We start from the raw sequence: 25,525 nt of genomic DNA on the forward strand, positions 1-25,525 counted from the left end.
CACACGGTGCGACGCGACCCCGACAAGCTGCGGCCGCCGAACGGCACTTGTCCCCAACCGCCACCTCATCCACAGCCTGAATAAGTTTCGCCATCGTCAAAAGGCGGGTACAGGACGACATGGCCAACAAGTCCCTCCACGGCGCGGCTGATCGCGCGACCGACAGCGACGCGTTCGAATACACCGCCCGCGCGGGCTTCGTCGTCAGTGGTGTGCTGCACCTTCTCGTCGGCTACATCGTCCTTCAGATCGCCTTCGGGTCAGGCGGTAATGCGGATCAGTCCGGTGCCCTTGCGACCCTGGCCGCCCAGACCGGCGGCAAGTTGATCCTCTGGGTGGCCGCGATCGGCCTTGTCGCACTTGGTCTGTGGCGTGTCGCCGAGGCAATCGTCGGATCCAAACCGGGTGAAGGGTCCGGAGCCAACCGGGACGACACGCCTGCCTGGAAGCGGGCGAAGTCCGCAGGACTGGCGATCGTGAACTTCGCCATCGCGCTCTCGGCGGCCCGCTTCGCCATGGGCAGCGGTCAGCAGAGTAGTCAGCAGAACAGCGGGATGAGTGCGCAACTGATGCAATCCGGCTGGGGCAAGACGCTTCTCATCGCGGTCGGGCTCGGACTCGTCGGCGTGGGCGGCTACCACGTCTACAAGGGCGTGGTCCAGAAGTTCTTCAAGGACCTGCGCGTCTCGGACGGCACCTGGATCAAAGCCGTCGGGATCAGCGGCTACGTCGCCAAAGGGCTGGTTTTGGCCGGCGCGGGCCTACTGGTGATCGTCGCGACGTTGCAGGCCGACCCCTCGAAGGCGGCCGGCCTCGACGCCGCGGTCAAGACCCTCGGCCAGGCCCCGTTCGGCAAGTTCCTGCTCATCCTCGCCGCGATCGGCATCGCCGCGTTCGGCGTGTACAACTTCGTGCGTGGTCGCTACGGCCGGATGTGACGGGTCAGCCGCCGCTGCCGTAAGCCCGCGCGATGTCCGGGCTGTCCAGCCAGCCCGAGTACGTCGGCCGCGACGGCCAGCCGTCGGGCGAGTCCTGCCATTCCTCCTGCCGGCCGTATGGCAGGAGATCGATCAGCGCGAAAGAGTGACTCAGCTGCTCGGTGCCACGCCCGTTGGTGTGCCAGGTGCGGTAGACGGTGTCGCCGTCGCGAAGGAAGACGTTGACTCCGAACCCCTCGCCCGGCGCGGCGTCGACGTCGGCGCCGAACGATGAACCCGCCGCGGAGTACCACTCCATCCGGTTTCCGACCTTCTCGCGGTAGGCCAGCGCCTCGTCGATCGGCCCGTTCGTGACGATCACGAACCGGGCGTCGTAGTTGTCGAGGAACTCCAGCCGGGTGAATTGCGAGGTGAAACCGGTGCAGCCGCCGCACTGCCACTCGGCGCCGTCTTCCCACATGTGGTGGTAGGTGATGAGCTGCGTCCGCCCGTCGAAGATGTCGACGAGCCGGACGGGACCGTCGGCACCTGCCAGCGTGTAATCGTCCATCTTCACCATCGGCAGCCGTCTGCGCGCAGCGGCGATCGCATCGAGCTCGTGCGTCGCTGCTTTCTCGCGTCGCCGCAGGTCGTCCAGTGCGGCGCGCCACGTCTGATCGTCGACCACCGGGGGCTTGCCCGCTGTCGTCGTTGCCTCAGTACTCATCGGCTCTCCCTTCGATGTTCCGGAAACGGTCAATAGAACGACTTCCGGCGACACCGAAAGTCATCGGCCGATCAGACCTCCATCGCCTCGAACAGTGTCGCGAACTGGGCGGGCGTGATGGCGATGCCGCACTGATTGCGCAGGTCCTTCAGTGGGCTCGCGATGCGCGACAGGTCCAGGAATTCTCCGGGGTTGCCCATGAAGTAACCCCGGACGTTGTTGCGCGCCACGTCAGGTGGCTGCGTGGCGGCCGCGGTGAGGACGTCGTTGGCGCCGGAATGGCCGGCGAGGTAGCCGCCGGCCTCGGCGAGCACACCACCGGCGGTCACGGCGAGGCCGCTGGCGGTGCAGTCTGCGGCATTGGCCATCGGCGCGGCGACGACCGCCGCCGAGACCCCGAGCACACATGCGGTGGCGACTCCGACGACTCGCGAGCGGGTGAATTGGGCTGACTTGTACATGCGGTGTCCTCAAGGTCGGTGCCGACGGATCAATTTCAGGGCTAACCTACCCGGCTCCACGCCGTGAAACTCGCTCTGAGCATGAACAACGGTGGGCACACGGCCCCACAGCCCAGCGGGGCAGAGTATGTTCATTTAGGTAAACCTCAGCTAAAAGCGCCGGGTTGGCGCGGGAAGGACCGCCTGAATGCGCCACCGTTGGAGCCGGATCGCCGCACTCGTGTCGACCGTTGCTGTCGTGCTGGGAGCGACGTCGTGCTCGAGTTCGGACGAGGGTGACGAGTTACTGATCTACAACGCTCAGCACGAGTCGCTGACCAAAGAGTGGATCGACGCGTTCACGAAAGAGACGGGCATCAAGGTCACATATCGCCAGGGCGGCGACACCGAGCTGGGCAACCAGCTGGTGGCCGAAGGCAACGCCTCTTCCGCCGACGTGTTCCTGACGGAGAACTCGCCCGCGATGGCGGCGGTCGAAAAGGCGGGTCTGTTCGCCGATCTCGATCAAGCGACCCTCGATCAGGTTCCCGCGCGGTACCGCCCGGCCACCGGCAAGTGGACGGGTGTCGCGGCGCGCAGCACCGTGTTTGTCTACAACACCTCCAAGCTCACCCCGGATCAGCTGCCGAAGTCGCTGGTAGACCTGCAGAATCCCGAATGGAAAGGCCGATGGGGTGCTCCCCCGACAAAGGCCGACTTCCAGGCCATCGTCGCCGCGCTGCTACAGCTCAAGGGTGAGGCCGAAACCGCAAAGTGGCTCGCGGCGATGAAGTCCGGCGCGACGTTGTACAGCGACAACATCGCCACGCTGAGGGCGGTCAACGCGGGCGAGGTCGACGGTGGCGTGATCTACCACTACTACTGGTACCGCGATCAGTCGAAAACCAAAGAGATGAGTGCGAATACGGCACTGCACTACTTCAAGAACGAGGATCCCGGCGCATTCGTGAGCCTGTCCGGCGGCGGCGTGCTCGAGTCGAGCAAGAAGAAGGACGAGGCCCAGCAGTTCATCCGGTTCATCACCGGCAAGACGGGCCAGGAGGTGTTGGAGAAGGGCACGTCGTTCGAGTATCCCGTCGCCAGCGGGGTGCCCGCCAACGCCGCGCTGCCCCCGTTGGACACGCTGCAGGCACCCGCTGTGGATCCGTCGACGCTGAACTCGGCGCTGGTGACGGATCTGATGACGAAGGCGGGCTTGCTGTAGGTGAGTGCTGCTCCCCCCATTCCGGCGCCCGCAGCGGGCCCCCCGCGGTCCGAGGCGACCGCGAGGCCGGGTCCGCTGATTTCGGTAACCGTCGCGGTCCTGGTTGCCGCCACCTGCATTCCGCTGGGCTATGTGGTGTGGGGAACGGTGTCGGTCGGGTGGACGCGCGCTTACGAGTTGGTGGTCCGGCCTCGGGTCGGTGAACTGCTGTTCAACACCGTCGCGCTGGTGATCGTCACGGTGCCGCTCTGCGTGCTGATAGGCGTCGGCCTCGCGTGGCTGACGGAGCGGACCGACCTTCCCGGCCGGGAGGTTTGGCGCCCGTTGTTCGTTGCACCACTGGCTGTTCCGGCCTTCGTCAACAGCTACGCATGGGTCGGTGTCGTCCCGTCGATCCACGGGTTGTGGGCGGGAGTCCTCATCACCACGCTGTCGTACTTCCCGTTCATGTACCTGCCCGTCGCGGCGACCCTGCGCCGGCTCGACCCTGCTATCGAGGAGTCCGCACGCGCACTCGGATCGGGCTCGACGGGTGTGTTCTTCCGCGTCGTTTTTCCACAATTGCGGTTGGCGATCCTGGGCGGCGGACTGCTCGTGGGCCTGCATCTGCTCTCGGAATTCGGCGCGTTCGCAATGATCCGGTTCGACACGTTCACCGTCGCGATCTTCCAGCAGTTCCAGGCCACTTTCGACGGTGCCGCGGGCAGCATGCTCGCCGGAGTTCTCGTCGTCCTGTGCCTGGTACTCCTCACCGTGGAAGCCGTTGCGCGCGGCAAAGTCCGATTCGCCAGAATCGGATCTGGCGCGCCGCGCGCCGCTACCCCAAACCATCTGGGCCACAGCACAATCCCTGCTCTATTTGCCGCGACCGCTGTGGCAACGTTGTCGCTGGGCGTTCCGATCTGGACGCTGTCGCGGTGGCTACGGATCGGCGGCGCCGACGTGTGGGACTTCACCGAACTCGGCAATTCGCTCGGCCAGACCATCGGGCTGGCGGGCACCGCGTCGATCGTCACCACAGTTCTGGCCTTTCCCGTGGCATGGGTCGCGGTGCGGTCGAGCGGAGTGCTCGCGCGCACAGTCGAGGGCGCCAACTACGTCACCAGCGCTCTGCCGGGTATTGTCACCGCGCTCGCACTAGTCACCGTCGCGATCCACTACGTGCGACCGCTTTATCAAAGCGTCCCGCTGATCGTGTGCGCCTACGTCCTGCTGTTCATGCCACGGGCACTGGTCAACGTGCGGGCCGGTCTCGCCCAGGTTCCGCCGAGCCTGGAGGAAGCGTCCCGGTCGCTTGGCGCGTCGGCGTCGGAAACGTTCGTCCGGGTGACCCTGCGTCTCACCGCACCCGCCGCCGCCGCCGGTGCATGCATGGTATTCGTCGCCGTGGCAACCGAATTGACCGCGACATTGCTGCTGGCGCCGACTGGCACCAGAACGTTGTCGATGATGTTCTGGTCGTGGAGTAGCGAACTCGACTACGCAGCAGCCGCGCCGTATGCAATGGTGCTGGTGCTGTTGGCCATACCCGTGACCGTCCTGCTCTTCCGTCAGTCGATGAAAGTGGCCACACTGTGAGCGAGGCGATGGTCGATATCCGGGGACTCGCGAAGTCCTTCAACGGCCATGTCGTGCTCGACCACATCGACCTCCAGCTCGAGAAGGGCAGCACCACTGCGGTTGTCGGCGCTTCGGGCTGCGGGAAGACGACGCTGCTGCGGCTCATCGCCGGCTTCGAGACTCCCGGCGAGGGAACGATAACGATCGACGGCCGCCAGGTCGCGAGCGCCAAACGCGCGGTGGCACCGCACCGGCGCCGTATCGGATATGTCGCACAAGACGGGGCGCTTTTCCCCCACCTGACCGTAGGCCAGAACATCGCATACGGGATCCGCGGCGCGACCCGCGACAAGGTGCGTAACCGTATCAGCGAACTTCTCGAAACCGTTTCGCTCGACCAGTCATTCGCCGACCGCCGACCGGACCAGCTCTCCGGCGGACAGCAGCAGCGCGTCGCATTGGCCCGGGCACTGGCGCGACAGCCGGTGTTGATGCTGCTCGACGAGCCCTTCAGCGCACTGGACACCGGCCTGCGCGCGTCCACCAGGAAGGTGGTCGCGGGCCTGCTCGCCGATGCGGGCATCACGTCACTGCTGGTGACCCACGACCAGGAGGAGGCGCTGTCGATCGCCGACCAGGTCGCGGTGATGCGCGACGGCCGGTTCACTCAAGTCGGCTCGCCGCAGTCGGTTTACCGGCAACCCGGTGATCGCTTCACGGCCGAGTTCCTCGGTGACAGCATCACGCTGCCGTGCGTCGTCGCGTCCGGGTTCGCCGACTGCGCCATCGGACGGGTCGCCGTGCGCGCGGACGACGGGCCGGGCACGCTGTTGCTGCGGCCCGAACAGCTTGTGGCCAAGGTTGTTTCGGACAGCGGTGAGCTGGACGGCGTCGGCAGGGTGCTGGCCGTCGAGTTCCTCGGCCACGACGTCCTGCTGACCATCGATCCCGCGGGCGACGTAGAGCCGATCATTGTGCGCCAGAACAGCCTCGAGCCCCCATCGATCGACGCGAAGGTGCGTATCGAGGTGGTGGGCAACGGAGTCGTGTTCACGTGAGGTCGCTCATCGAGCATCTGCAGGGCCACGGCGAGCGTGTCGCGGTTCTCACCGATGCCGCACAACTGAGCTACCTCGAACTCGCGGACCGGGTCGCCGAGGCCGCCCAGGCACTCCACGGTCCGCGCCGGCTTGTACTTATCGAAACGCGCAACGACATCTCGACGCTGGTCCACTATCTCGGCGCCCTGGCGGCAAGCCACGTCGTACTACCCGTCGCTGAACGACGCGACCACACCGCGATCGAAGAGACCTACGAGCCCGACATCGTCATCGACGGCAGCGGAATCCGCGTCTATCACCACGACGAACGCCAGATGCACGATGACCTCGCGCTGCTGATGTCGACGTCGGGCAGCACCGGTTCCCCGAAACTCGTGCGACTCTCGCACACGAATCTCGTCGCCAACGCCTCGGTCATCGCCGAGTACCTGGGGATCCGCGAAACCGACAGGTCCGCAACCACACTACCGATGTCATATTGCTATGGACTGTCGGTGATCCACAGCCATCTGCTCATGGGCGCCGGCCTGATACTCACCGACCGCTCCGTGGTCGACGAGGAGTTCTGGCGGCTTTTCCGCCGGTATCGCGGAACGTCACTTGCGGGTGTGCCTTACACGTTCGAGCTGCTCGACAGCATCGGCTTCGACGCCAAGGAGCTACCCGATCTGCGTTACATCACCCAGGCCGGCGGACGAATGCCACCCGAGCGGGTCCGCCAATTCGCGGAACTCGCGCAGGATGCAGGCTTCGAGCTGTTCGTGATGTACGGAGCCACCGAGGCAACGGCCCGGATGTCCTATCTACCATCGGAACTCGCGTTGTCCCGGCCGAATACGATCGGCCGCCCGATCCGCGGTGGATCGTTCTCCATCGAACCACTGGACGGCTGGACCGGCGGCGACGTTGGCGAGCTGATCTACCGCGGCCCGAATGTGATGATGGGTTACGCGCACGGACCCACCGATCTGGAGCTCGGCAAGACGGTCGAGACGCTGCGCACCGGCGATATCGCCCGACTCTGCGCCGACGGGCTGTACGAGGTCGTCGGCCGCAACAGCCGATTCGTGAAAATGTACGGCCTGCGTATCGATCTGGGACAGGTCGAGGCCGCGCTGCGCGCACAGGGAATGCAGTCGTTCTGCGCCAGCGATGACAACACCCTTGTGGTCGCCGTCGCCGGCAAGCACGACGAGCGCGAGGTCCAGCGAGCGGCGGCCGAGGCGGCCGGTGTGCCCCCGGGTGCCGTACGCGCCGTCACCGTCGAAGAACTGCCCCTGTTGCCGTCGGGCAAGCCCGACTACGAGACCGTGCGCGGAATGGCGCGCACGACCGATCAGCCGCAGTCCACTGATCTGCGTGAACTGTTCGCCGATGTGCTACAGGTCGAGGCCGCCACGCTCGACCCGGACGCCAGCTTTGTCGACCTGGGCGGCAACTCGCTGTCTTACGTCACGATGACGGTGCAACTCGAGCGAACGATCGGCCAGCTTCCGTCGAATTGGCAGAGCATGTCGATCCGGCAGCTCGAAAGTATCGCGAAGCCGGCGCGACGCAGCTGGCTGGCGACCCTGGAGACCAGCGTCGCGTTGCGCGCCGCGGCGATCGTGCTGATCGTCGGGTCGCACGCCGAGCTGTTCGAGTTGTGGGGCGGCGCGCACATTCTGCTCGCCGTCGCCGGGTACAACTTCGGCCGCTTCTGCCTCACCCCGGTGCCACGTAACGACCGGGTGCGGCATCTCGGCAACACGATCGCCTGGATCGCGGTGCCGTCGGTGTTGTGGGTGGCGGTCGCGCTGCTGTTGACCGACCATTACACGTGGACAAACCTGTTGCTGGCCAACAAGTTTCTCGGGCCGCACGACAGCATGACCGCGGGCCGACTGTGGTTCGTCGAAGTGCTGGTGTGGATTCTCGTCGGGTTGGCATTGCTGTTCTGGTTGCCGCTGATGGATCGGCTCGAACGGCGTCGACCCTTCACGATCGCCGTCGCATTCTTAGTCATCGGCTTGGCACTGCGATACGACATCCTCGGAATGAACCTCGGGCGCGATGCGTGGTTCACGATGCTGGCGTTCTGGTTCTTCGCGATCGGCTGGGCGACCGCGAAGGCTACGACGACGCTGCAGCGCGTTGCCGTGACCGTCGCGCTGATCGTCGCACTGCACGGATATTTCGACAGTACCCTGCGTGAGGTCATGGTGATGGCCGGTCTCGCCCTGCTCATCTGGGTGCCGACGATCCGGTGTCCGTCCGCGCTGACGGTGGGGATCGGGGTCATTGCGGAGGCGTCGCTGTATACCTATCTGGTGCACTACCAGGTGTACGCGATGTTCGACGGCCACCCTGCGCTCGGCGTCACCGCCTCGCTGGCCGTCGGTGTGCTGCTGACGTTTGTCGTCACGGTGCTGCGCAGGTGGTTCGGTTCGCACCGCTCGGATGTGTCGACCCGAAGCAGCACGGTCAGCCAGACCTGAAATCTCTTCTGTCACTTTAGTTTCAGTTGTCACATGGCGGCCGGATTTGTCGGTCTTCGAATGTATGTTCGAATAATGTTAGCGACTCCGGTTCAGGTGGCGATGGCCGCGCTGCGGTCCGCGCACGAGTCGCTGGCAGCCTGCGATCTGGAGTTATTGACCCACCGTGAACTGCTCGATGTGCTGGACGGGTTGGAGGAGTTGTCGTGTCAGCTGCCCGCGCAGTGGCATCGGGGGTTGGCGCGGTTGCAGGCCGAGACCACCCCCAAGGAGCTGGGCGCCAAAAACTGGAAAGACGTTCTGACGATCCGGTGGCGCATCTCAGCGACGGAGGCCAACCGGCGCTTGACCGAAGCGGCCGACCTGGGGCCACGGCGGGCGTTGACCGGCGAACCGCTCGCGCCGGTGCTGGCGGTGACCGCGGCCGCCCAAGGCGCTGGGTTGATCAACGCCGAGCATGTGGACAAGATCCGCGACGCGATGGGACGAATTCCCGGCTGGGTCGACGCGGCCACCCGTGAGCAGCTCGAAACCGACCTGGTGCGCATCGCAGCAGGGGTAGGGCCCACCGAGTTGAAGAAGGCCGCCGACATCGCCCTGTTTCTGCTCGATCAGGACGGCCCCGAACCTGATGACACCGAACGGCAGCGCAAGCGCGGGGTGGTCGCCGGCCCGCAGGGCCGCGACGGGATGGTCTCCATCAAGGGCGACCTCACCCCTGAAGCGTGGGCGGTCTTGGAACCGATCTTCGCCAAATGGGCGGCACCAGGAATGTGTAACCCCGACGACGACAACCCGTGCGTGAGCGGTACCCCCTCACAGGAACATATCGACACCGATCAGCGCAGCCTGGCCCAACGCCAGCACGACGCGTTGGTCGCGATCGGGCGCAACGCCTTGGAATCGGGCGAACTCGGCCAGCACAACGGGTTGCCGACCTCGATCATCATCCGCACTACCCTGCAAGACCTCGAATCCCGCGCCGGGGTGGGTGTCACCGGCGGCGGCACCCTGTTGCCGATCCACGACGTGATCCGCATGGCCGCCCACGCCCACCACTGGCTGGCCGTCTTCGACAAGGCCACCGGACAAGCGTTGGACCTGTTCCGGGCCCGCCGCACCGCGTCCCCGGCCCAGCGGATCATGCTCATCGCCCGCGACGGCGGCTGCACCAAACCCTGCTGCACGGTGGGCGCCTACGGCAGCCAAGCCCATCACGCCCTGCGCGACTGGGCCGATGACGGCAACACCAACATCAACGAACTCGCCCTGGCCTGCGGACCCGACAACCGCCTGGTCCACAAAACCAACGGCTGGACCACCACCATCAACGAGCGCGGTGACGTCGAATGGCACCCACCACCCGGACTCGACACCGGCCAAACCCGCACCAACTACCACCACCGCCCCGAACTCCTACTCCGACCACCAGACGAACCGAGCGGAAACAGCGAACGCGGGCCATAGGGGTCAATCTCGTTCGGCGATGAGACCTTCCTGTGCCAGCGTCGCCGCGATGACCCCATCGGCGCGGATCAGGCTGCCGGTCACGACGCCGCGTCCCCGCGCGGCGGCTGGCGAGCGTGTCTCCAACAGGTTCCACTCGTCGGCGCGCACCGGTCGGTGAAACCAGATCGACGAGTCGGTGGTACCGCTGCGATGCGTACGGGCCTTCATCGAATGTCCGTGCACCTGCAGTGCCGGATCGATCATGTACACGTCAGTGACGAACACCCCGACCAAGGTATGCACCGCTGGGTCGTCGGGCAGCGCCGCCGTTGTGCGCCACCAGAATCGGCGCACGAAATCTTCACCAGTGCCCTCGTCCGAGATCCTGATGTCGAGTTCATCCAACGGCATCGACGGTGCTGGCCCCGCTGGACCGCTCTGTGCGAGAGAGCCGGGGTCGTGCGGCATCGACGACCGTGTGCCGTGTTCAGGACCGGGCAACTCGACGGCGAAAGACACCGTGGCCGTCGTCAGCAACCGACCGTTCTGTCGGGCATCGACACGACGCGCCGCTGCGGTCCGCCCGTCGAAAACCCTTGTCACGGTGTAGTCGACGGGATCGCCGGCTTCGCCGCCGCGCAGGAATTGCAAATGCATGTTGGTCGGCGACCGGTCCGTGTCGACGGTCCGCCAGGCCGCGGCGAGGCTCTGTGCCATGAACTGGCCGCCGTAGGACCGCTTTCCCTCCGGACCGCTGGCCGGGCCGACCCAGGTGTCGTCGCTGTCGCCCTGCTTCAGATCGAACAACCCCAGCAGCACGCTCACTCCACCGTCCCCGCATCCGTCAGGCGCGTGATGTCGTCCGCGTTCATTCCCAACCACTCCCCGAGCACCGCCGCGGTGTCGTCACCGAGCGCCGGAGCGGCGGCCGCGGCCGGGTAGACACCGCCGATCGCCATCGGCAACCCCGGCGCCAGGTATTCGCCGACGCGAGGCTGGTCGAGCGGGGTGAACATCGGATTCGCGGTCACCCGCTCGCCGCGCGCCGCTTCGTCAAATGTTTGGTACCGGTCCCACAACACGGACGTCGCCGACAGGGTGTCGGCGACCTCCTGCGTGCTGTGCTGAGAAAACCATTCGTTGAAGAGCCCGAACAGCGCGCCGCGGTGTTCGTACCGCTGTCCCTCGTCGCTGAAGTCCGCTCCCAGTGATTCTGCCAGCGCGGCAACGGCTTTCGTCGTCCCGGTCAGCTCGGTCAGATCCCGGAAGTGCCTGCCGGTCAGGGCGACGATCATGAACGACGCGCCGTCGGCGCTCGTGAAGTCCTGACCGTACTGGCCGTACACCGAATTCCCGATCCGCTGGCGCGCGGTGCCGTTGATCATGACTTCGGTGAAAAACCCCAGGTTGCCCGCCGTCGCCAGCGCGACGTTCTCCAGCGGAATGCTGATCCGCTGACCCTGACCGGTCGCGTCGCGGTGACGCAGCGCGGTGACGACGGCCAGTGCGGTGTAAATCCCGCAGGTGACGTCCCACGCCGGCAGGACGTGGTTGACCGGAGTGGCGAGGTCGGCGGGGCCGGTCACCATCGGGAATCCGATCGCGGCATTGACGGTGTAATCGACGCCCGTGCCACCGTCGGCGCGCCCTGACACCTCGACATGGATCAGGTCAGGCCGCAGCCCCGTCAGGGTCTCATAGGAATGCCACTGCCGCCCAGCGACATTGGTGATCAGCACGCCGCTGTCCGCAATCAGCCGTTGCACCAGCTCCTGCCCGTCGGCCGAACGCATATCGGCGGCCACCGAACGCTTGCCCTTGTTGAGCCCCGCCCAGTAGATGCTCTCGCCGTCGTCGGTGAGCGGCCAGCGCCGGTAGTCCGCCGCTCCCCCGATCGGATCGACGCGGATCACCTCGGCGCCCAGTTGGGCCAGCGTCATCCCGGCCAACGGCACCGCGACGAAGCTGGAGATCTCGACAATGCGCACGCCGGCCAGCGGCCGAATGGGGTCCGAACTCACTCGGTCAAGCTATCAAGCATCCAAACACAGCCTCAGGAGCGCGCGAGTTTGATCGCGGCTGCCTCGATGGTGTCCTCCGACAGCAGGACGTGCAGCGCCGCGTCGCCGAGCGGGATGAAACTGTCGTTGCTGGCGACGCGATCGAGCCGGCCCGCGAAACCGTGCTTCACCAACGTGGCCAGCACGCCCTCGCCGACCCCTCCGGTCTCGCGGGTTTCGTCCACGATCAAGACTCGCCCGGTGGCGTCGGCCTCGCGCAACATGTCATCCACAGGCAGCGGCGCCAACCATCTCAGGTCGACGACGCGAGCGTCGATACCGACCGACGCGAGCCTACGCGCAACCCGCAGGCTCATTCGCAGTCCGTTGCCGAAGGTGAGCATCGTCAGATCCCTACCCTCGCCGTACGTCCGTGCCCGACCGACTGCCACGCCGGACTCCGGGTAGCGCGCGAGCCAGCCGTCGTCATTGTCCTCGTGGAGATCTCGCGTGTGGTACAGCGCGATGGGCTCGAGGAACAGGCACACAGCGCCTGCTTGGGCCGCCGCCGCAGCACATGTGTGCAACATCGCCGCGGCGTCATCCGGACGCGCGGGCGACGCGATGACGACACCCGGGATATCACGCATCGCGGCGATCGAGTTGTCGTTGTGAAAGTGCCCGCCGAAACCCTTCTGGTAGCCGTAGGCAGCGATCCGCACGACCATCGGATTGCGGTACTGGCGGTTCGAGAAGAACTGCAAAGTCGCCGCCTCGCCGCGAATTTGATCGGCAGCGTTGTGAAAGTATGCGAGGTACTGGATTTCGGGAATCGGCAGCAGGCCCGAGACGCCGGCCCCGAGCGCGAGACCAAGGATGGCCTGCTCGTCGAGCAGCGTGTCGAATACGCGGGCCGAACTGGTCGCGGCCTGCAGTCCGCGTGTGACGCCGTACACCCCACCCTTCCGGGCGACGTCCTCGCCGAAGATCATCGCCTCCGGGTAGCGGTCCAGAATGTCGTGCAGCGCACGGTTGATCGCCGTCGCCACCGTTATCGGCGCATCCGTCTCGCCGGATTTCACCGAGGCGACCAGCGATGCGGGGACGGCGTCGCGGATGGCCTCGCTCGCGGTGTGCAACGGCTCCATCACCGCCTGCGCACTGTCGAGCTGCGCAAGCTCGCTGATCTGGTCGGCGAGTTCGATGACGTTGGCACGCTTGGCTTCGTAACGGTCGAGCGCCTCCGCAGGTGTCAGCACGCCGGAAGCGATCAACAGTTTCGCGATGCACAGCACCGGATCCCGGGCATACTCCGAGGCGATCTCATCGGGACGCCGATATGCCGGCTCGTAATCCGAGCCGGCGTGACCCATCAACCGCACCGTGCGCAGGTGCAGGAATGCCGGTCGCCGCCGGGTCCGTACCCAGTCTGCGGCCGCGGTCGCCGCATCGAAGGTCGCCGCGAGATCCGAGCCGTCCGCGGCGAAGTACGCCAAGTCGTCACGCCCGCCGTACGACCGCTCGATCCAGCCGCGCGGCGTCTGCACGCTGATGCCGATTCCGTTGTCCTCGCAGACGAACAGCAACGGCATCGGCACACCTTGATACGCGGAGTGCAGTGCCGTGTTGATCGCCCCGACCGCGGTCGAGTGGTTCACCGACGCGTCGCCGAAGCTGCACACCGCAACCGCGTCGTCGGGCCACGCGCACGACACTCCCAGCTTCTTGGCCCGCGCGATCGAGAACGCCACGCCCACCGCCCGCGGTAGGTGCGATGCAATGGTCGACGTCTGCGGAATGATGTGCAGGTCGTAGCGGCCGAACACCTTGTGCCGCCCACCCGCGATCGGCTCATCGGTGGCCGCGACACATCCGAGCAGCACATCGCGCAGCGCCTCACGGCCCTCGACCAGAGCGGCGCGAGCCAGATAGAAAGCGCCGGACCGATAGTGCAGCAGTGCAGGATCGGTTGGCCGAAGCGCGGCCGCCACCGCGCAGTTGCTCTCATGGCCGGATGAACCGATGGTGTAGTAACCCTTGCCCCGCGACCTCAAATAGCGCGCGGCCAAGTCAAGATGGCGGCTGCCCAACGCGACGTCGAACAGCGTCAAACAGACGCGCGCCGACAGCGCCGAATCGGCCCGGACGGGTTCGTCATCCGCGAGTCGCCGCTCGGTCGAGGCCATCGCCGAGATCGTCGCGGTGAAGTAGTCATCGATGGGTTCTGCCACGAAGCTCCTGCGCTAGGGACTCAATGTCGTGCGAGCCAATGCCTTTCGAACGAACTGAACGATCTTCGCCGCGTCGGTTCGGTCGTGGTCCTGATCCGGATCGTAGATCGCCAAACTGGCGCCCACGCAGTGCGCCCGCGACCCGAAGAGCGAAACGACCAGATCGGTGAGCTGATCCCAGGTGAGGCCGCCGGGTTCGTCCGCGACATCGGGTAAACCCTGCGCGGGAAAGTCGACGGGATCGAGCACGTCCAGATCGATGTGCAGCCACCATCTGTCGACGTGGGCGGCGAGTTCGGTCATCGCGGCACGTCCCACACCCGCCGGATCATCAGCCACCTCCGCGAGCGGGGCAAGCCACACGCCGCTGTCCGCGAGGGTGCCGACATTGAATCGCCGCCTCCACGCATCGTCACGGGGGCCGAGCACGATCAGGTGTTCGGGCCGCAGTGCCGGCAGTCGATCGCCCAGATCGCCGGCGAGCAGCCGTCCGGTCAAACCGAGCAACAGGCCGATCTCGGCATTGGCCGCCTCCCCGTCCTCCGATACGTCGAGCGGCATGGTGTCCTCGTGCCCGTCGACGAATACCAGTCCGACTTCGCCGACATGATCACGCAGACCGGTCACGATGCCGAACAGTGATGAACAATCGCCGCCGTAGACGACAGGGAAACGACCGGCCGCGACCGCCTCACCGACACGGATGTTCAGCGCGTCGGTCATGGCGAGCAGCGCGGTTTCGTTGATCAATCCGGTCGACGCACCGCGTCCTCGATCCGGCTCGGGCAACTCAAGATCATGGGTCGTGACGTGGTGATGGTCGAAGGCATCGGCCAGCCCGGCGTTGCGCAGCACCTCGGCGGCCCTCGCCTGGTTCCCGGGACGGCCATAGCCATCGAAGGGCACCCCGATCAATTCGATGTCGGCCATCGCTGTCACCCCTCGGTGATCAGCGCGCTGTCATCGCGACCGCTCAGCAGCAGGCCGCCGTCACCGTCGATGATCACACCCCGAAGATACGGTGAGTTCTACGGAGATCACACCAGTTCGATGGCCTCGGCGATGGACGGCAAGATGCGGCTCGGGCGAAACGGATACCGCTCGATGTCCTCGACCGAGGTCGAGCCCGTCAGCACCAGGATGGTCTCCAGCCCGGCCTCGATTCCTGCCACGACGTCGGTATCCATCCGGTCGCCGACCATCACGGTGTTCTCCGAGTGCGCCTCAATCCGGTTGAGGGCGCTGCGGAACATCATCGGGTTGGGCTTGCCGACGAAGTACGGTTCACGGCCGGTGGCCTTGGTGATCATCGCCGCCACCGAACCCGTGGCAGGAAGCGGACCCTCGGCCGACGGCCCGGTCACGTCAGGATTCGTCGCGATGAAGCGGGCGCCGCCGAGAATCAGTCGGACGGCCTTGGTGATCGCCTCGAACGAATACGTCCGGGTCTCGCCCAGCACGACGAAGTCGGGGTCCACGTCGGTGAGTGTGTAGCCCACGGCGTGCAGCGCCGTGGTCAGACCGGCCTCGCCGATGGTGTACGCCGATCCGCCGGGCAGCTGGTCGGCCAGAAACGTCGCGGTGGCCAGCGCCGACGTCCATATGGACGTCTCGGGGACGGTCAGGCCCGAGCGCAGGAGCCGGGCGGACAGATCCCGTGGCGTGAAGATCGAGTTGTTGGTCAGGACCAGGAACGGGCGCTGCTTGTCGACCAACCGCTGGAGAAACTCGGCGGCGCCCGGCAGCGCGTGTTCCTCGCGAACGAGCACGCCGTCCATGTCGGTGAGCCAGCACTGCGGTTCTGAGCGCACGGGTCCAGTGTGTCAGGCCGCGCGCCGTCCGTTGGGATTCCGGACTAGCCCATCGGCATGTCGGGCATCGGCGCGTTGCACCGATCCCGGAAGTCGGCCGCGGCCTGCCTGACGGCTCGCAACTCGTTGCTCACCTGAGGGTTGGCATCGAAGTACGCCTGGATGTCGGCCGTCATCTGATCGCGGGGCTTGCCCTTGAGGCTTGTGAAGAAGGCGTTCACCTCCGGGTGCGTGAACAGGTAGGACGACGTCCCCGCGGATACGCCCGCCATCACACCCGCAAGGTCGGCGGCGGTGCAGTTCGGCGGATCGGCGGCGGCCGTTGCCACGCTGCCGAAAACCATTGCACCGGCGATCATGCCGGCGCCTAAAACGCTGCGAGAGAACATATGAAGCTCCTTACTCGAATGGACAATCGGATCTTGGTGCTGCTCGGTCACCGTGGGCCTATGCCTGGGCGCCCGCCACCACCACCGCCTCCGGGACCTCCGGGGCGGTTCGGACGGCCGGGATCCCAGATGATGTCGACGCCCCAGTCATCGCTGCAATACCAGGGGTCGGCGCAGTAGCCCGGATAAGCCGGACCCGCTTGGGGGGCAGTCGGGCCCCCGCCGCGCACCGTGCCCTGAGCGCACACGGTGGCGGAGCCCGCATTTGTGCAATCTGCCAAAACCTCGGGTGCGCCGGCGAGGGTGACGGGGATTGACGCCAAAGCCAACCCCAGAACCAGATATCGGTGAAACAGATTCACGGCTCCCCCTTTCCACGAGTGAAAGGATCCGTATGCCCGCAGACTACGGTCACGAGCACGTCTCACCACGAGATTTGCAAAAATTGACCCAACCGCAATGGCCAATCCAGAAGTCGGGCTTCGCTGGTTTCCGCCGCCATACGACAAAGCCCCTGGGCCCAGCTAACTTTGAGCACGCCAGTACCATTCGAGACACCCCGCGGCTAGTACCTGAACCGGTTGCCTGGTACTGCGAAAAGCGCTGTGGACCAAGCCCTGAGTGCTAGTGTCCGCCTATCCGGGTCAAGGCTTGGGGGCCGAAATGTCGCGAGATGAAGTGTGGTCGAAACCCGCCGCGATGGCGATCCCCAAAGAGGGCTACTTCGAGTTGGAGCGAGGCCGCTACGGCCCCACCTACCCCCGCACCCCGGCCTGTTACGGCTTCTCGATCATCGCGAAGGTGAAAGAAGGCCGCGAAGAGACGGTGCGGGCCTACGGCAAGACAATCGAGGAGACGATCGCGGCCAGCCCGGACGCCTTGGCGCCGCTGCGTCTGCACTACCTCCGCTGGGTACTGTTCGACGTCGGGTCCGGGCTGCACTTTCAATACCAGGGCATCTTCGACACCGATTTCGACAAGTACACCGAGGACGCCGTCGCGCTGTTCAGTGCGACCGGTATCACGACCGTATTCACGAATCTCGAAGGCTTCCCAGAGGACTGGAAGGAAAACCCGGAAGCGTTTGTGAAGTTCGTCCGCGAGCACCAATGCCCCAGCTTCCTGGAGTACGGCGAGTACCCATACGTCACCGCCGACGAGATCAAGAAGGCGCTGAGACTGAAGGCCGCCTTCTCGACCATGCTCGACCAGATGCAATGAGATGCTCGAGCTCGACGACATCCAGCACATCCTGCTCACCAGAACGCCGGCCATCACCGGGCGGTACGAGTTCCTGACATTCGATACGCCCACGGGCGGAAGGACGTGGCTTTCGGAGCTTCTACCCACGACCCAGTCGGCCACCGACGCCGTCGCCACGATGGACGAGTCGGATCGTTGGGTAACGTTGGCCTTCACCTGCAACGGTCTTCGTGCGCTGGGGGTGTCCGAAGAATCGCTGGCGACCTTCCCCGAAGAGTTTCGCGAAGGGATGGCTGCGCGCGCCGACATCCTCGGCGACACCGGAACCGCGGCGCCCGAGCACTGGCTCGGCGGTTTGGCGGGCGACGACCTGCACGCGATTGCAATTCTGTTCTCCCGCAACGACGAGCAGTACCACCGTTCCATCGCCGAACACGACAAGTTGCTCGCCCGCACCGACGGTGTGAGGTCACTGTCGTATCTGGACCTCAATGCGACACCGCCGTTCAACTACGCCCACGATCACTTCGGTTTCCGGGACCGCTTATCCCAGCCGGTGATGAAGGGGTCCGGCGAAGAACCGACCCCCGGATCCGGTGCTGCACTCGAACCGGGCGAGTTCATTCTCGGGTATCCCGACGAGAACGGACCGGTGGCGAACCTCCCTGAGCCGCAGGAATTGTCACGTAACGGCAGCTACATGGCTTACCGCCGGCTACAGGAACACGTCGCGCAGTTCCGCGACTACCTGCGTGAGAACGCCGAGACGCCTGACGAGCAGGAACTACTCGCGGCGAAGTTCATGGGCCGCTGGCGCAGTGGCGCACCATTGGTCTTGGCGCCTGACAGGGATGATCCAGAGCTCGGGGCAGATCCGATGCGCAACAACGACTTCAACTTCAAAGAGATGGATCCGTTCGGCTATGCGTGCCCGTTGGGATCTCACGCCAGGCGGCTGAATCCGCGCGACACGGCCCACTACATGAACCGTCGGCGCATGATCCGTCGCGGTGCCACCTATGGGCCGGCGCTACCGGAGGGTGTGCCCGACGACGGCATCGACCGCGGCATCGCGGCCTTCATCATCTGCGCCGACCTTGTCCGGCAATTCGAGTTCGCACAGAACGTCTGGATCAACGACAAGACATTCCACGAGCTCGGCAACGAGCACGATCCCATCTGCGGCACCCAGGACGGCACCCTGGACTTCACCGTCCCAAAGCGCCCGATCCGCAAGGTGCACAAGGGCATCCCAGCCTTCACCACGCTTCGCGGCGGCGCGTACTTCTTCCTGCCCGGGATGAACGCGATGCGCTACCTGGCCTCGCTCGGCGATTAGGAGGAACACCGTGCGCGCTCGCACCTACAACCAGAGTCACATTCCGCGACCGCATTCCGGCGGGCGCCGCGTCAGCATCTACTGGACGTGGAGCTACCCCTGGGAATCGCAGCGGGATCCGGCCGTCATCGAGAACCGCTTCTCCACCATTACCGAAGTGCGCAACGTCGCGTGGCCCGCCTATGAGACGCCGGAGTACGACGCAACGAACTTCTTACAGGGCATCGCCGGAACCCTCGAGCTGTTCCACCGTTCCACACTGGATTTCCAGGCGCTGGCCGAGGAGGCGACCGGCCATCCCGTTGCCGTGTTCCAGCGCATCGATCAGGCGGGATACAAACTGCCGATCGACGAGCGGATCCTGGACGACACCGACACGTTGATGGTGTTCGGCCTCGACCATCTGCTCTCCGAACAGGAGGCCGCCCCGGAGGAGATCGCCGCGATCTCCGAGTGGCTCAAGCGCGAAGGCACCTGCCTGTTGCTGGCACCCCATCACGACGTGGGCTTCACCGACGATTACGTCCAGCGACAGGTCGAGTACGAACACCACGGCGACCGCCTCGTGCCGCGACAGCAACGGTTCGGCCAGTACACGCGCTCATTGATGACGGCGCTCGACGTGCCCGTGCACAACAAGTGGGGACTGCGGCCCGCGGTTGTCGAAGGCACGAAGGAGATCGCGCCGTTGACGGGAAATCTCGATCTCGACGCGGCGCGACTGCTCGACAATGTCACCACGTTCAATTTCCACCCCCATCTGCCGCACTACGAGCTCACCGCGCCGGAGGGAGACAACTTGCGCGTCCTGGGACGCCAGCGCGTCGACCCCGACCGGCCGCATCCCTTTACGGCGGAGGGCAACACCGATTTCAACGCGTTGATCTGGATGCCGCCCACGGGCACACGATCCGGCGACATCGTGCTCATCGACTCCACGCACTTCACCACGCTGTTCGGCGGCACCGACAGCCTGCGCAATCTCTGGCACAACTTGGCCACCATGAAATAGCTCGCATGCCCCAGGCTCATTCTCGGGCCTCGGTTCGACGCAAGACGTTCTCCGCATGCCGCATCAGCGCCGCGTCGACGAGTCGTCCGTCGCGACCTATCGCGCCGATACCGCCGGCTTCGGCACGCCGGTAGTCGGCCACAATGGCGCGGGCTGCCGCGAGTTCCTCGACTGTCGGGGTGAAGATCTCGTTCGCGAGGACCACCTGTGCCGGGTGGATCGCCCACTTGCCGTCGTATCCGAGCAGGCTCGCCCGCTGCGCTTCGCGCCGGTAGCCGTCCTCGTCCCGATAGCCCGGATAGGGCGCGTCGATCGCGTAGACGCCTGCCGCGCGCGCCGCCGCGAGCACCTGTACCCGTACGGCATGCCAGTAGTCGCCCGGATAGTCACCGGCCGGTCCGAAGTTGCCGTCGACTCGTGCCCGCAATGACGCCGACAGATCCCCCGCCCCGAAGATCACCGCTTCCACCCGAGGGCTGGCACGCGCGATCTCCGCCGCATTCAGCAGCCCTTCGGCCTCCTCGATGAGCACCTCCACCGCGATCGGACGCGACAGGCCAAGCTTTGCCTCCAATTGGGTGAGCAGGACGTCGACCCACCAAACATCTCGTGCAGTCAGCGCTTTCGGGAGGATGATGACGTCGAGCGCGTCCCGGGCCCCGGTGACGACCTCGATGATGTCGTCGTGGCACCACTGAGTGTCCAGACCGTTGATCCGCACCGCCCGGACGGTGGTGCCCCAGTCCAGACCGGTCAGCGCCGCGACGGCCGTCGCGCGGGCCGATTCCTTCACGGACGGTGCGCACGCGTCCTCGAGGTCGAGAAACACCAGATCGGCACCGCTGCGCGCGGCCTTCTCGCACATGTGCGCATCGCTCGCCGGCGTCGCCAACTCGCTTCGGCGGGGCATCAGATCGTCCCCGCGGAGCGCAGGTCCGCAAGCCGGTCGCCGTCGAGCCCGAGTAGGTCTCGGTAGACCGCGTCGTTGTCGGCACCCAGCGCCCGGCCGAGATGGTCGATGCGGCCCGGCGTTTCGCTCAACCTGGCGACTGGCGCCTGTACGGTCATCTCCCCCAGATCCGGATCGTCAACCGACACAAAAACTCCCCTTGCCCGTAGATGTTCGTCGGCCAGTAGTTGCGCCGCATCGTAGACCGGCGCCGCCGCAACGTCTTCGGCGAGAAACACCTTCATCGCGTCGGCGAGTGTGCGTTCGCATATCCAGGCGGCGACAAGGGCGTCGATCTCGTCGGCCCTGGCCTGGCGTGGGATCGGGTCGACGTACTCGGGCCGGTTCGCGAGATCGGGGCGGTCGATGGCGCGGTAGAGACGGGCGGCGATGCTGGACGACGCACTCGAAATCGCGATCCACTTGTCGTCCGACGTCCGATACGCGTTGCGGGGCGCGCTCGCATCAGCGCGGTTGCCCGTGCGGCCCTGGATCTGGCCGAGCTGGTCGTAGGCCAGCGTGGCCTGTTCGACGAGGCGGGCCAACGGTTCGACGAGGCTGACGTCGACCAGTTGACCACCGCCACCGTGGACGTCGCGGTGATACAGCGCCGCCAGCACGGCGTAGGTGGCCGACTGCGCTGCGACGCCGTCGGCGAGCATGAAGGGCGGCAGGGTCGGCGGACCGTCGGCCTGCCCGCAGACATGGGCGAATCCGCTCATCGCCTCGGCGAGGGTGCCGAAGCCGGGGCGGTCGCTGGCGGGACCGCCGAGGCCGTAACCCGTCACGTGGAGGACCACCAGGTTCGGGTGCCGTTCGTGCAGCGCCTCGTAGTCCAGCCCCCAGCGGGCCAGAGTGCTGGGCCGGGTGTTGACGACGAAGACGTCGCTTTGTGCCAGCAGCCCGTGCAATAGCTCTCGGCCGTCCTCGGTGCGAAGGTCGAGAGTGACGCATTTCTTGTTGCGGCTCACGCTTTTCCAGACCAGCCCGATGTCGTCGCGCCGCACGCCCCAGGTGCGTAGCGGATCACCGACTCCGGGCTGTTCGACCTTGATGACGTCGGCGCCGAATTCGCCGAGTGCGGTCGCTACCAGCGGGCCCGCCGCGAGTGTCGCGGCGTCGACCACCCGCAAACCCGACAGCGGCAGTGCGCTCGCCGGGGTTCTCATAGCGCCGGTTCGGTGACCATCTCGAAGAAGGCCGCACCGGAGTCGGGGATGCGGTTCTGCTTGAAGATGTTCACCGCATACGACACCAGGATCATCGAGAACAGCATGTTCATCAGGCGCTTGGCCGCAGAGTCGAGGTTGTTGACGTCGAGCCCGTCGAGGTAGGCGATGGCCCGCTCGGCATGCGGGGCAATCCCGTCGTAGAACGCCACCAACTCGTCGTAGGGCCGGTCCAGCCGTGCCGCATAGCGCTCGGCCCGGGTGGGCAGCGACCACGCGTCGACCCATTGCTCCAGCTCCGAAAACCCCTCGGGCAGTTGATGTTCCGTCATGACCTTTGCTCCTCACCGGACTGATAGGCCGCGACGGTGTCGCGGATGACCCTGTGGAACTGCCGGATCAGCAGCTCCTGGTCGGAGAGGTGGAAGGTGGTCTGCGCACGGGTCTTCAGCGCAGAATGGGTGGCCTCGATGGTGTTGACGTCCTGCATCGCGAACTCGATGGTGCTGTCGACCACCACTTCCTGCGCCAGGCGCTCGTGGGCGTTGGCGGGCGGCACGAAATACATGTCGATCTCGTAGATGTGGGTGTCGACTGTCTCGGGCCAGTACGTGTAAGTGATGTAGTAGTTGCGCGCCCAGATCTGGATCGAGATGTTCGGGAACACCCAGAACTGGTCATTGCCCCACGACGCGATCTCACCGCGGTTGAGGAAGCCGGGCAACGGCCCGATATCGGGCACGTCGTCGGGCCCGAAAAGCCCTGCGCGGAAGAGCTTGTACACCCATCGCTGATCCTGGCGCGGCTCACCGGCACTTCCCGGTGCGCGCGGCGGAAGGATCGGCGGGCCTGGCACGGAAGTGAGCATGTGCGGCCGAAACAGGTCGTAATGGTAGGAGTCGACCGGCGGTACCATCTTCTCGGCCTTCGACACGTCCGGGTCGATGAACCGGCCGTGCACGTACGGCGGGTGGTACCACTCGCATACGGAGTCGACGGCCAGTTTCCAGTTGCCCTTGATCTGCGTGGAGAACCCGTAGTGCTGCGTCATGAGGTGAAACGGATACGTCTCCATTCCCAGCAGACCGTCACCGAGGAAGGTGCGCAGCGGCACCGGATCGTCGGCGAGGTTGACGAAGATGAAACCGGCCCACACTTCGCAATGCACGGGCGGCATGCGGAGTTTCGACTTGTCGAGGTCGAAAAACTCTTCTTCGTTGGTGATGTGGTTGACGACGCCGTTGAGCCCGTACCGCCAGCCGTGATACTTGCAGGCGAAGGCGCGGCAAGTGCCCGATGACTCCTCGGCCGGATGTTCCTGCCAGACCACCTTGTTGCCCCGGTGCGCGCAGACGTTGTGGAAGGCGTAGACGTTGTCGTCGAGATCGCGGGTGATGACGATCGATGCCAGTCGGCCGGGCAGCTCGCGAGTGAAATAGGAACCCTTGCGCGGTAGGCGTTCCACGCGTCCGACGCACAACCAGCTGCGCTCGAACACGGCCTTGCGCTCGGCGGCGAAGAACTCCTCGGAAATGGAGTCCTCGTAGTTCACCGGGCCGGTGCCCAGTTCGGGGTACTCCGGGGTGAACTTTCCGCGTCCGGTGGCGAGCTTCTGTTGGATGCCGGTCATGAGGTGACTCCTTGGCTGAGCTGTTTTCCGTTGGACCAGGGCTGCTGGTCCCACGGTCGGTCGAGCGGTTCCATCTCTCCTCCGAATGGGAAAAACACCCGCTGGGCATAGGTTTCGCGGCCCAGGCCGTGGCCGAGCTCGTTGACGAACGCGCGCTTGAGCGGATTGGTGAAGAGCTGACGTGTGTACCGCAGCGTCAGCGGCGGCCGCTTGATGAGTTCCCGGGCGTGCTCCCAGGCGCGGTCGAGCACCTTGTCCTTCGGGAGCACCTCGTTGACCACACCCCACTCCTTGGCCTCCTGCGCGCTGAGCTTCTGCCCCGTCAGCAAGAAATAGCGTGCGCGGTTGTGCCCGGCGAGGACGCTCCAGATCACGTGCTGGCCGTCCCCGGGCACCTGGCCGCGCGGGAAGTGCGACGCATCCTGGAAGTAGGTGTCCTCGGAGGCCAGCACGATGTCACCCATGATCGGCACTTCGGAGTGCATGTTGCAGGGGCCGTTGACGGCGCTGATCATCGGGACGTCTACGTCGAGCACGTTGAAGATGAGATGCCTGGCATACCACGCCTTCTCGTCGAGCTTGTGCGTGCCCCGGTCGCCGGGCATCGCCTGGTACACGGGCTCGTCGGGTGGTTCACCGTTGGGCAGTCGGCCCCAGTTGGCGTTGTAGTTGTCGCCGGTTCCGGTGTGAATGAGCACCTTGATCTCGCGGTCGCCGGCGATGTCGGCGAAGGCATCCGACATTTCGTCGTGGGCTTTCCAGCTCCATACCAGGCTGTCGCCGTCGGTGTGGCACTGCATGAACAGGATGCCGTCGTCGGTCAGTTCGAACTTGTAGTTGGCGTAGCTGTTCTGGTACTCGCTGAATCTCGATCTCTTGGTCATCGTGCTCCTTTCACGACCCCGCTAGCTGTGCGACGACGGGGGCGAATGACTCGGCGTGGGACTGTCGGACGGTGACGTAATTGACGCCGTGGAATTCTCGGCGCCGCAGCAAGGTTTCGACGACGGCGTCGGCGGCGCCGATCAGAACGTTGGGATGGTCGCGCAGGACGTCGGGCGATATCTGCGACTTCTCCGCGATGTGCCGGTAGGTCTCGTCGGCGTCGTCACCAATCGAGACGAAGAAGGGTGAGCTCTCGATGTCGAGGTCACCGACGCGGGGACCTGCTGCGGCACTGACGTATTCGAAGCGGCGCACGGCTTCCTCGTCGGGACTGAGTCCGTCGTCATTGCGCGCGGTGAACGCCACCGTGTTGATGCTGACGATGTCGGCCTCCCGACCGGCGTAGGACAGCACCCGCTTGCCGCCACCGCCGATCATGATCGGCGGGTGGGGTCGCTGAACAGGGCGCGGAGTACCCGCATATCCGGTGACGCTGACGTGTTCGCCGGTGACGTCGAGTTCTTCGCCTGCGCAGTGCGCCTTGATCAGTTCGATGACCTCTTTGAGTTTCGCGATACGGTGCCCAGGGGTCCCGAATGTCAACCCCATCGCCTCGTATTCGATTGCGCTCCAACCCGCCCCGATGCCGAGTTCGAGTCGACCGTCCGAGAGCAGGTCGAGCGTCGCGATCTCCTTCGCGAGCACCGCGGGCACGTGGTAGTCGATGCAGAAGACACGGCAGCCGACGCGCAGCGTCGTCGTGTGGGCGGCCGCGGTGGCGATCGCGGCGATCGGCGCAAGATCCTGGCGCGGCGTCCGCGCGGCACGTTGTGCCGGGCCGGGTCCAAGGTAATGGTCGGCGAGCGTCAGCGTGGAGTAGCCCAATTGCTCGACCTTGCAGACGAATTGGCGCCACTCGCGCGCATCGGCTGCATTGTTCGCCTGGACGGCGAAGCGGAACGGCTTTCCGCGCATGGGAGGAGCAGATTCGCCTTGCGCCACGACGCTCAGAATACTCGCCATTGCGCAATAAGTATACGGTTTTGTATAT

General features: G+C 65.5%; 24 protein-coding genes. 9 read left to right on the forward strand and 15 right to left on the reverse strand.

Annotation, left to right across the window (positions count from 1 at the left end; all coding sequences use genetic code 11):
* The first annotated feature begins 119 nt into the window (after nt 1–119).
* Entirely contained in the window at nt 120–938 is an 819-nt protein-coding gene (locus tag G6N36_RS08550; RefSeq protein WP_163686135.1) for a DUF1206 domain-containing protein, read from the forward strand.
* A gap of 4 nt (nt 939–942) precedes the next feature.
* Here G6N36_RS08550 and G6N36_RS08555 read toward each other — a convergent pair whose 3' ends face one another.
* On the reverse strand, nt 943–1,644 hold the full coding sequence (locus G6N36_RS08555; RefSeq protein ID WP_163686136.1) for a DUF899 domain-containing protein: 702 nt from the start codon (nt 1,642–1,644) through the stop codon (nt 943–945).
* 71 nt (nt 1,645–1,715) lie between these two features.
* Nucleotides 1,716–2,105 (reverse strand): heme-binding protein, encoded by a 390-nt coding sequence (locus tag G6N36_RS08560; protein WP_163686137.1) that lies wholly within the window; start codon nt 2,103–2,105, stop codon nt 1,716–1,718.
* 187 nt (nt 2,106–2,292) lie between these two features.
* Here G6N36_RS08560 and G6N36_RS08565 point away from each other — a divergent pair, with 187 nt between their 5' ends.
* From G6N36_RS08565 to G6N36_RS08585, 5 genes are read left to right on the forward strand one after another with little or no spacing between them, the layout of a single operon-like run.
* Complete coding sequence (locus G6N36_RS08565; RefSeq protein ID WP_163686138.1) at nt 2,293–3,309, forward strand: iron ABC transporter substrate-binding protein; 1,017 nt, start codon at nt 2,293–2,295, stop codon at nt 3,307–3,309.
* The gene (locus G6N36_RS08570) at nt 3,310–4,887 is read left to right on the forward strand and encodes an ABC transporter permease (protein ID WP_163686139.1); all 1,578 of its coding nucleotides are present in this window, start codon (nt 3,310–3,312) and stop codon (nt 4,885–4,887) included.
* 8 nt (nt 4,888–4,895) lie between these two features.
* Nucleotides 4,896–5,927: an ABC transporter ATP-binding protein gene (locus G6N36_RS08575; protein WP_179964917.1), complete on the forward strand. Its 1,032-nt coding sequence runs from the start codon at nt 4,896–4,898 to the stop codon at nt 5,925–5,927.
* On the forward strand, nt 5,924–8,407 hold the full coding sequence (locus tag G6N36_RS08580) for an AMP-binding protein (RefSeq protein ID WP_163686141.1): 2,484 nt from the start codon (nt 5,924–5,926) through the stop codon (nt 8,405–8,407). The genes G6N36_RS08575 and G6N36_RS08580 overlap by 4 nt, the downstream gene beginning before the upstream one ends.
* 60 nt (nt 8,408–8,467) lie before the next feature.
* A complete protein-coding gene (locus G6N36_RS08585) occupies nt 8,468–9,874 on the forward strand; it encodes a 13E12 repeat family protein (RefSeq protein ID WP_163686142.1) in 1,407 nt (468 codons plus the stop codon).
* A 3-nt stretch (nt 9,875–9,877) separates the two neighbouring features.
* Here the strand turns inward: G6N36_RS08585 and G6N36_RS08590 are convergent, their stop codons facing one another.
* From G6N36_RS08590 to G6N36_RS30335, 7 genes are all read right to left on the reverse strand, one after another.
* Nucleotides 9,878–10,681, reverse strand: a complete 804-nt coding sequence (locus G6N36_RS08590) for an acyl-CoA thioesterase (RefSeq protein ID WP_163686143.1) — start codon at nt 10,679–10,681, stop codon at nt 9,878–9,880.
* Complete coding sequence (locus G6N36_RS08595; RefSeq protein ID WP_163686144.1) at nt 10,678–11,877, reverse strand: CoA transferase; 1,200 nt, start codon at nt 11,875–11,877, stop codon at nt 10,678–10,680. Before G6N36_RS08595 ends, G6N36_RS08590 begins: the two co-directional genes overlap by 4 nt.
* A 32-nt stretch (nt 11,878–11,909) precedes the next feature.
* Nucleotides 11,910–14,087, reverse strand: a complete 2,178-nt coding sequence (locus tag G6N36_RS08600; RefSeq protein ID WP_179964746.1) for a thiamine pyrophosphate-dependent enzyme — start codon at nt 14,085–14,087, stop codon at nt 11,910–11,912.
* Between the two features lie 12 nt (nt 14,088–14,099).
* On the reverse strand, nt 14,100–15,017 hold the full coding sequence (locus G6N36_RS08605; protein ID WP_163686145.1) for an arginase family protein: 918 nt from the start codon (nt 15,015–15,017) through the stop codon (nt 14,100–14,102).
* Nucleotides 15,018–15,124: 107 nt separating this feature from the next.
* Nucleotides 15,125–15,898: an HAD-IIA family hydrolase gene (locus G6N36_RS08610; RefSeq protein WP_163686146.1), complete on the reverse strand. Its 774-nt coding sequence runs from the start codon at nt 15,896–15,898 to the stop codon at nt 15,125–15,127.
* A 44-nt stretch (nt 15,899–15,942) separates the two neighbouring features.
* A complete protein-coding gene (locus G6N36_RS08615; RefSeq protein ID WP_163686147.1) occupies nt 15,943–16,287 on the reverse strand; it encodes a heme-binding protein in 345 nt (114 codons plus the stop codon).
* Nucleotides 16,288–16,334: 47 nt separating this feature from the next.
* Nucleotides 16,335–16,649, reverse strand: coding sequence for a hypothetical protein (locus G6N36_RS30335; RefSeq protein WP_372512247.1), 315 nt, complete (start codon nt 16,647–16,649; stop codon nt 16,335–16,337).
* A gap of 301 nt (nt 16,650–16,950) precedes the next feature.
* Between G6N36_RS30335 and G6N36_RS08620 the strand changes: the two genes are divergently transcribed.
* Genes G6N36_RS08620 through G6N36_RS08630 form a run of 3 tightly spaced genes read left to right on the forward strand, consistent with a single transcriptional unit; the run spans nt 16,951 to nt 19,841 of the window.
* Nucleotides 16,951–17,508 (forward strand): hypothetical protein, encoded by a 558-nt coding sequence (locus tag G6N36_RS08620; RefSeq protein WP_163686148.1) that lies wholly within the window; start codon nt 16,951–16,953, stop codon nt 17,506–17,508.
* A 1-nt stretch (nt 17,509) separates the two neighbouring features.
* On the forward strand, nt 17,510–18,829 hold the full coding sequence (locus G6N36_RS08625; RefSeq protein WP_163686149.1) for a Dyp-type peroxidase: 1,320 nt from the start codon (nt 17,510–17,512) through the stop codon (nt 18,827–18,829).
* Nucleotides 18,830–18,839: 10 nt separating this feature from the next.
* On the forward strand, nt 18,840–19,841 hold the full coding sequence (locus G6N36_RS08630) for a hypothetical protein (protein WP_163686150.1): 1,002 nt from the start codon (nt 18,840–18,842) through the stop codon (nt 19,839–19,841).
* A 16-nt stretch (nt 19,842–19,857) separates the two neighbouring features.
* Here G6N36_RS08630 and G6N36_RS08635 read toward each other — a convergent pair whose 3' ends face one another.
* Genes G6N36_RS08635 through G6N36_RS08660 form a run of 6 tightly spaced genes read right to left on the reverse strand, consistent with a single transcriptional unit; the run spans nt 19,858 to nt 25,497 of the window.
* Nucleotides 19,858–20,751, reverse strand: coding sequence for an HpcH/HpaI aldolase/citrate lyase family protein (locus G6N36_RS08635; RefSeq protein ID WP_163686151.1), 894 nt, complete (start codon nt 20,749–20,751; stop codon nt 19,858–19,860).
* Nucleotides 20,751–21,959 (reverse strand): CaiB/BaiF CoA transferase family protein, encoded by a 1,209-nt coding sequence (locus G6N36_RS08640; protein ID WP_163686152.1) that lies wholly within the window; start codon nt 21,957–21,959, stop codon nt 20,751–20,753. The genes G6N36_RS08635 and G6N36_RS08640 overlap by 1 nt, the downstream gene beginning before the upstream one ends.
* The gene (locus G6N36_RS08645) at nt 21,956–22,291 is read right to left on the reverse strand and encodes a hypothetical protein (protein ID WP_163686153.1); all 336 of its coding nucleotides are present in this window, start codon (nt 22,289–22,291) and stop codon (nt 21,956–21,958) included. The genes G6N36_RS08640 and G6N36_RS08645 overlap by 4 nt, the downstream gene beginning before the upstream one ends.
* Nucleotides 22,288–23,589 (reverse strand): aromatic ring-hydroxylating oxygenase subunit alpha, encoded by a 1,302-nt coding sequence (locus G6N36_RS08650; RefSeq protein ID WP_163686154.1) that lies wholly within the window; start codon nt 23,587–23,589, stop codon nt 22,288–22,290. Before G6N36_RS08650 ends, G6N36_RS08645 begins: the two co-directional genes overlap by 4 nt.
* A complete protein-coding gene (locus tag G6N36_RS08655) occupies nt 23,586–24,473 on the reverse strand; it encodes an enoyl-CoA hydratase/isomerase family protein (protein WP_163686155.1) in 888 nt (295 codons plus the stop codon). The genes G6N36_RS08650 and G6N36_RS08655 overlap by 4 nt, the downstream gene beginning before the upstream one ends.
* A 10-nt stretch (nt 24,474–24,483) precedes the next feature.
* Nucleotides 24,484–25,497 carry a TIGR03621 family F420-dependent LLM class oxidoreductase gene (locus G6N36_RS08660; protein WP_235689992.1) on the reverse strand — a complete coding sequence of 338 codons (1,014 nt, stop codon included), beginning with the start codon at nt 25,495–25,497 and terminating at the stop codon, nt 24,484–24,486.
* Nucleotides 25,498–25,525 lie beyond the last annotated feature (28 nt).

The sequence above is a fragment of the Mycolicibacterium gadium genome, assembly GCF_010728925.1.
Taxonomy (GTDB): Bacteria; Actinomycetota; Actinomycetes; order Mycobacteriales; family Mycobacteriaceae; genus Mycobacterium; species Mycobacterium gadium.

Coding starts and splice junctions, on each gene's coding strand:
- G6N36_RS08550 (WP_163686135.1), top strand. CDS start 120: ATGGCCAACAAGTCCCTCCACGGCGCGGCTGATCGCGCGACCGACAGC.
- G6N36_RS08555 (WP_163686136.1), bottom strand. CDS start 1,644: ATGAGTACTGAGGCAACGACGACAGCGGGCAAGCCCCCGGTGGTCGAC.
- G6N36_RS08560 (WP_163686137.1), bottom strand. CDS start 2,105: ATGTACAAGTCAGCCCAATTCACCCGCTCGCGAGTCGTCGGAGTCGCC.
- G6N36_RS08565 (WP_163686138.1), top strand. CDS start 2,293: ATGCGCCACCGTTGGAGCCGGATCGCCGCACTCGTGTCGACCGTTGCT.
- G6N36_RS08575 (WP_179964917.1), top strand. CDS start 4,896: ATGGTCGATATCCGGGGACTCGCGAAGTCCTTCAACGGCCATGTCGTG.
- G6N36_RS08585 (WP_163686142.1), top strand. CDS start 8,468: ATGTATGTTCGAATAATGTTAGCGACTCCGGTTCAGGTGGCGATGGCC.
- G6N36_RS08605 (WP_163686145.1), bottom strand. CDS start 15,017: ATGGCCGACATCGAATTGATCGGGGTGCCCTTCGATGGCTATGGCCGT.
- G6N36_RS08615 (WP_163686147.1), bottom strand. CDS start 16,287: ATGTTCTCTCGCAGCGTTTTAGGCGCCGGCATGATCGCCGGTGCAATG.
- G6N36_RS08620 (WP_163686148.1), top strand. CDS start 16,951: ATGTCGCGAGATGAAGTGTGGTCGAAACCCGCCGCGATGGCGATCCCC.
- G6N36_RS08625 (WP_163686149.1), top strand. CDS start 17,510: ATGCTCGAGCTCGACGACATCCAGCACATCCTGCTCACCAGAACGCCG.
- G6N36_RS08635 (WP_163686151.1), bottom strand. CDS start 20,751: ATGCCCCGCCGAAGCGAGTTGGCGACGCCGGCGAGCGATGCGCACATG.
- G6N36_RS08640 (WP_163686152.1), bottom strand. CDS start 21,959: ATGAGAACCCCGGCGAGCGCACTGCCGCTGTCGGGTTTGCGGGTGGTC.
- G6N36_RS08645 (WP_163686153.1), bottom strand. CDS start 22,291: ATGACGGAACATCAACTGCCCGAGGGGTTTTCGGAGCTGGAGCAATGG.
- G6N36_RS08650 (WP_163686154.1), bottom strand. CDS start 23,589: ATGACCGGCATCCAACAGAAGCTCGCCACCGGACGCGGAAAGTTCACC.
- G6N36_RS08655 (WP_163686155.1), bottom strand. CDS start 24,473: ATGACCAAGAGATCGAGATTCAGCGAGTACCAGAACAGCTACGCCAAC.
- G6N36_RS08660 (WP_235689992.1), bottom strand. CDS start 25,497: ATGGCGAGTATTCTGAGCGTCGTGGCGCAAGGCGAATCTGCTCCTCCC.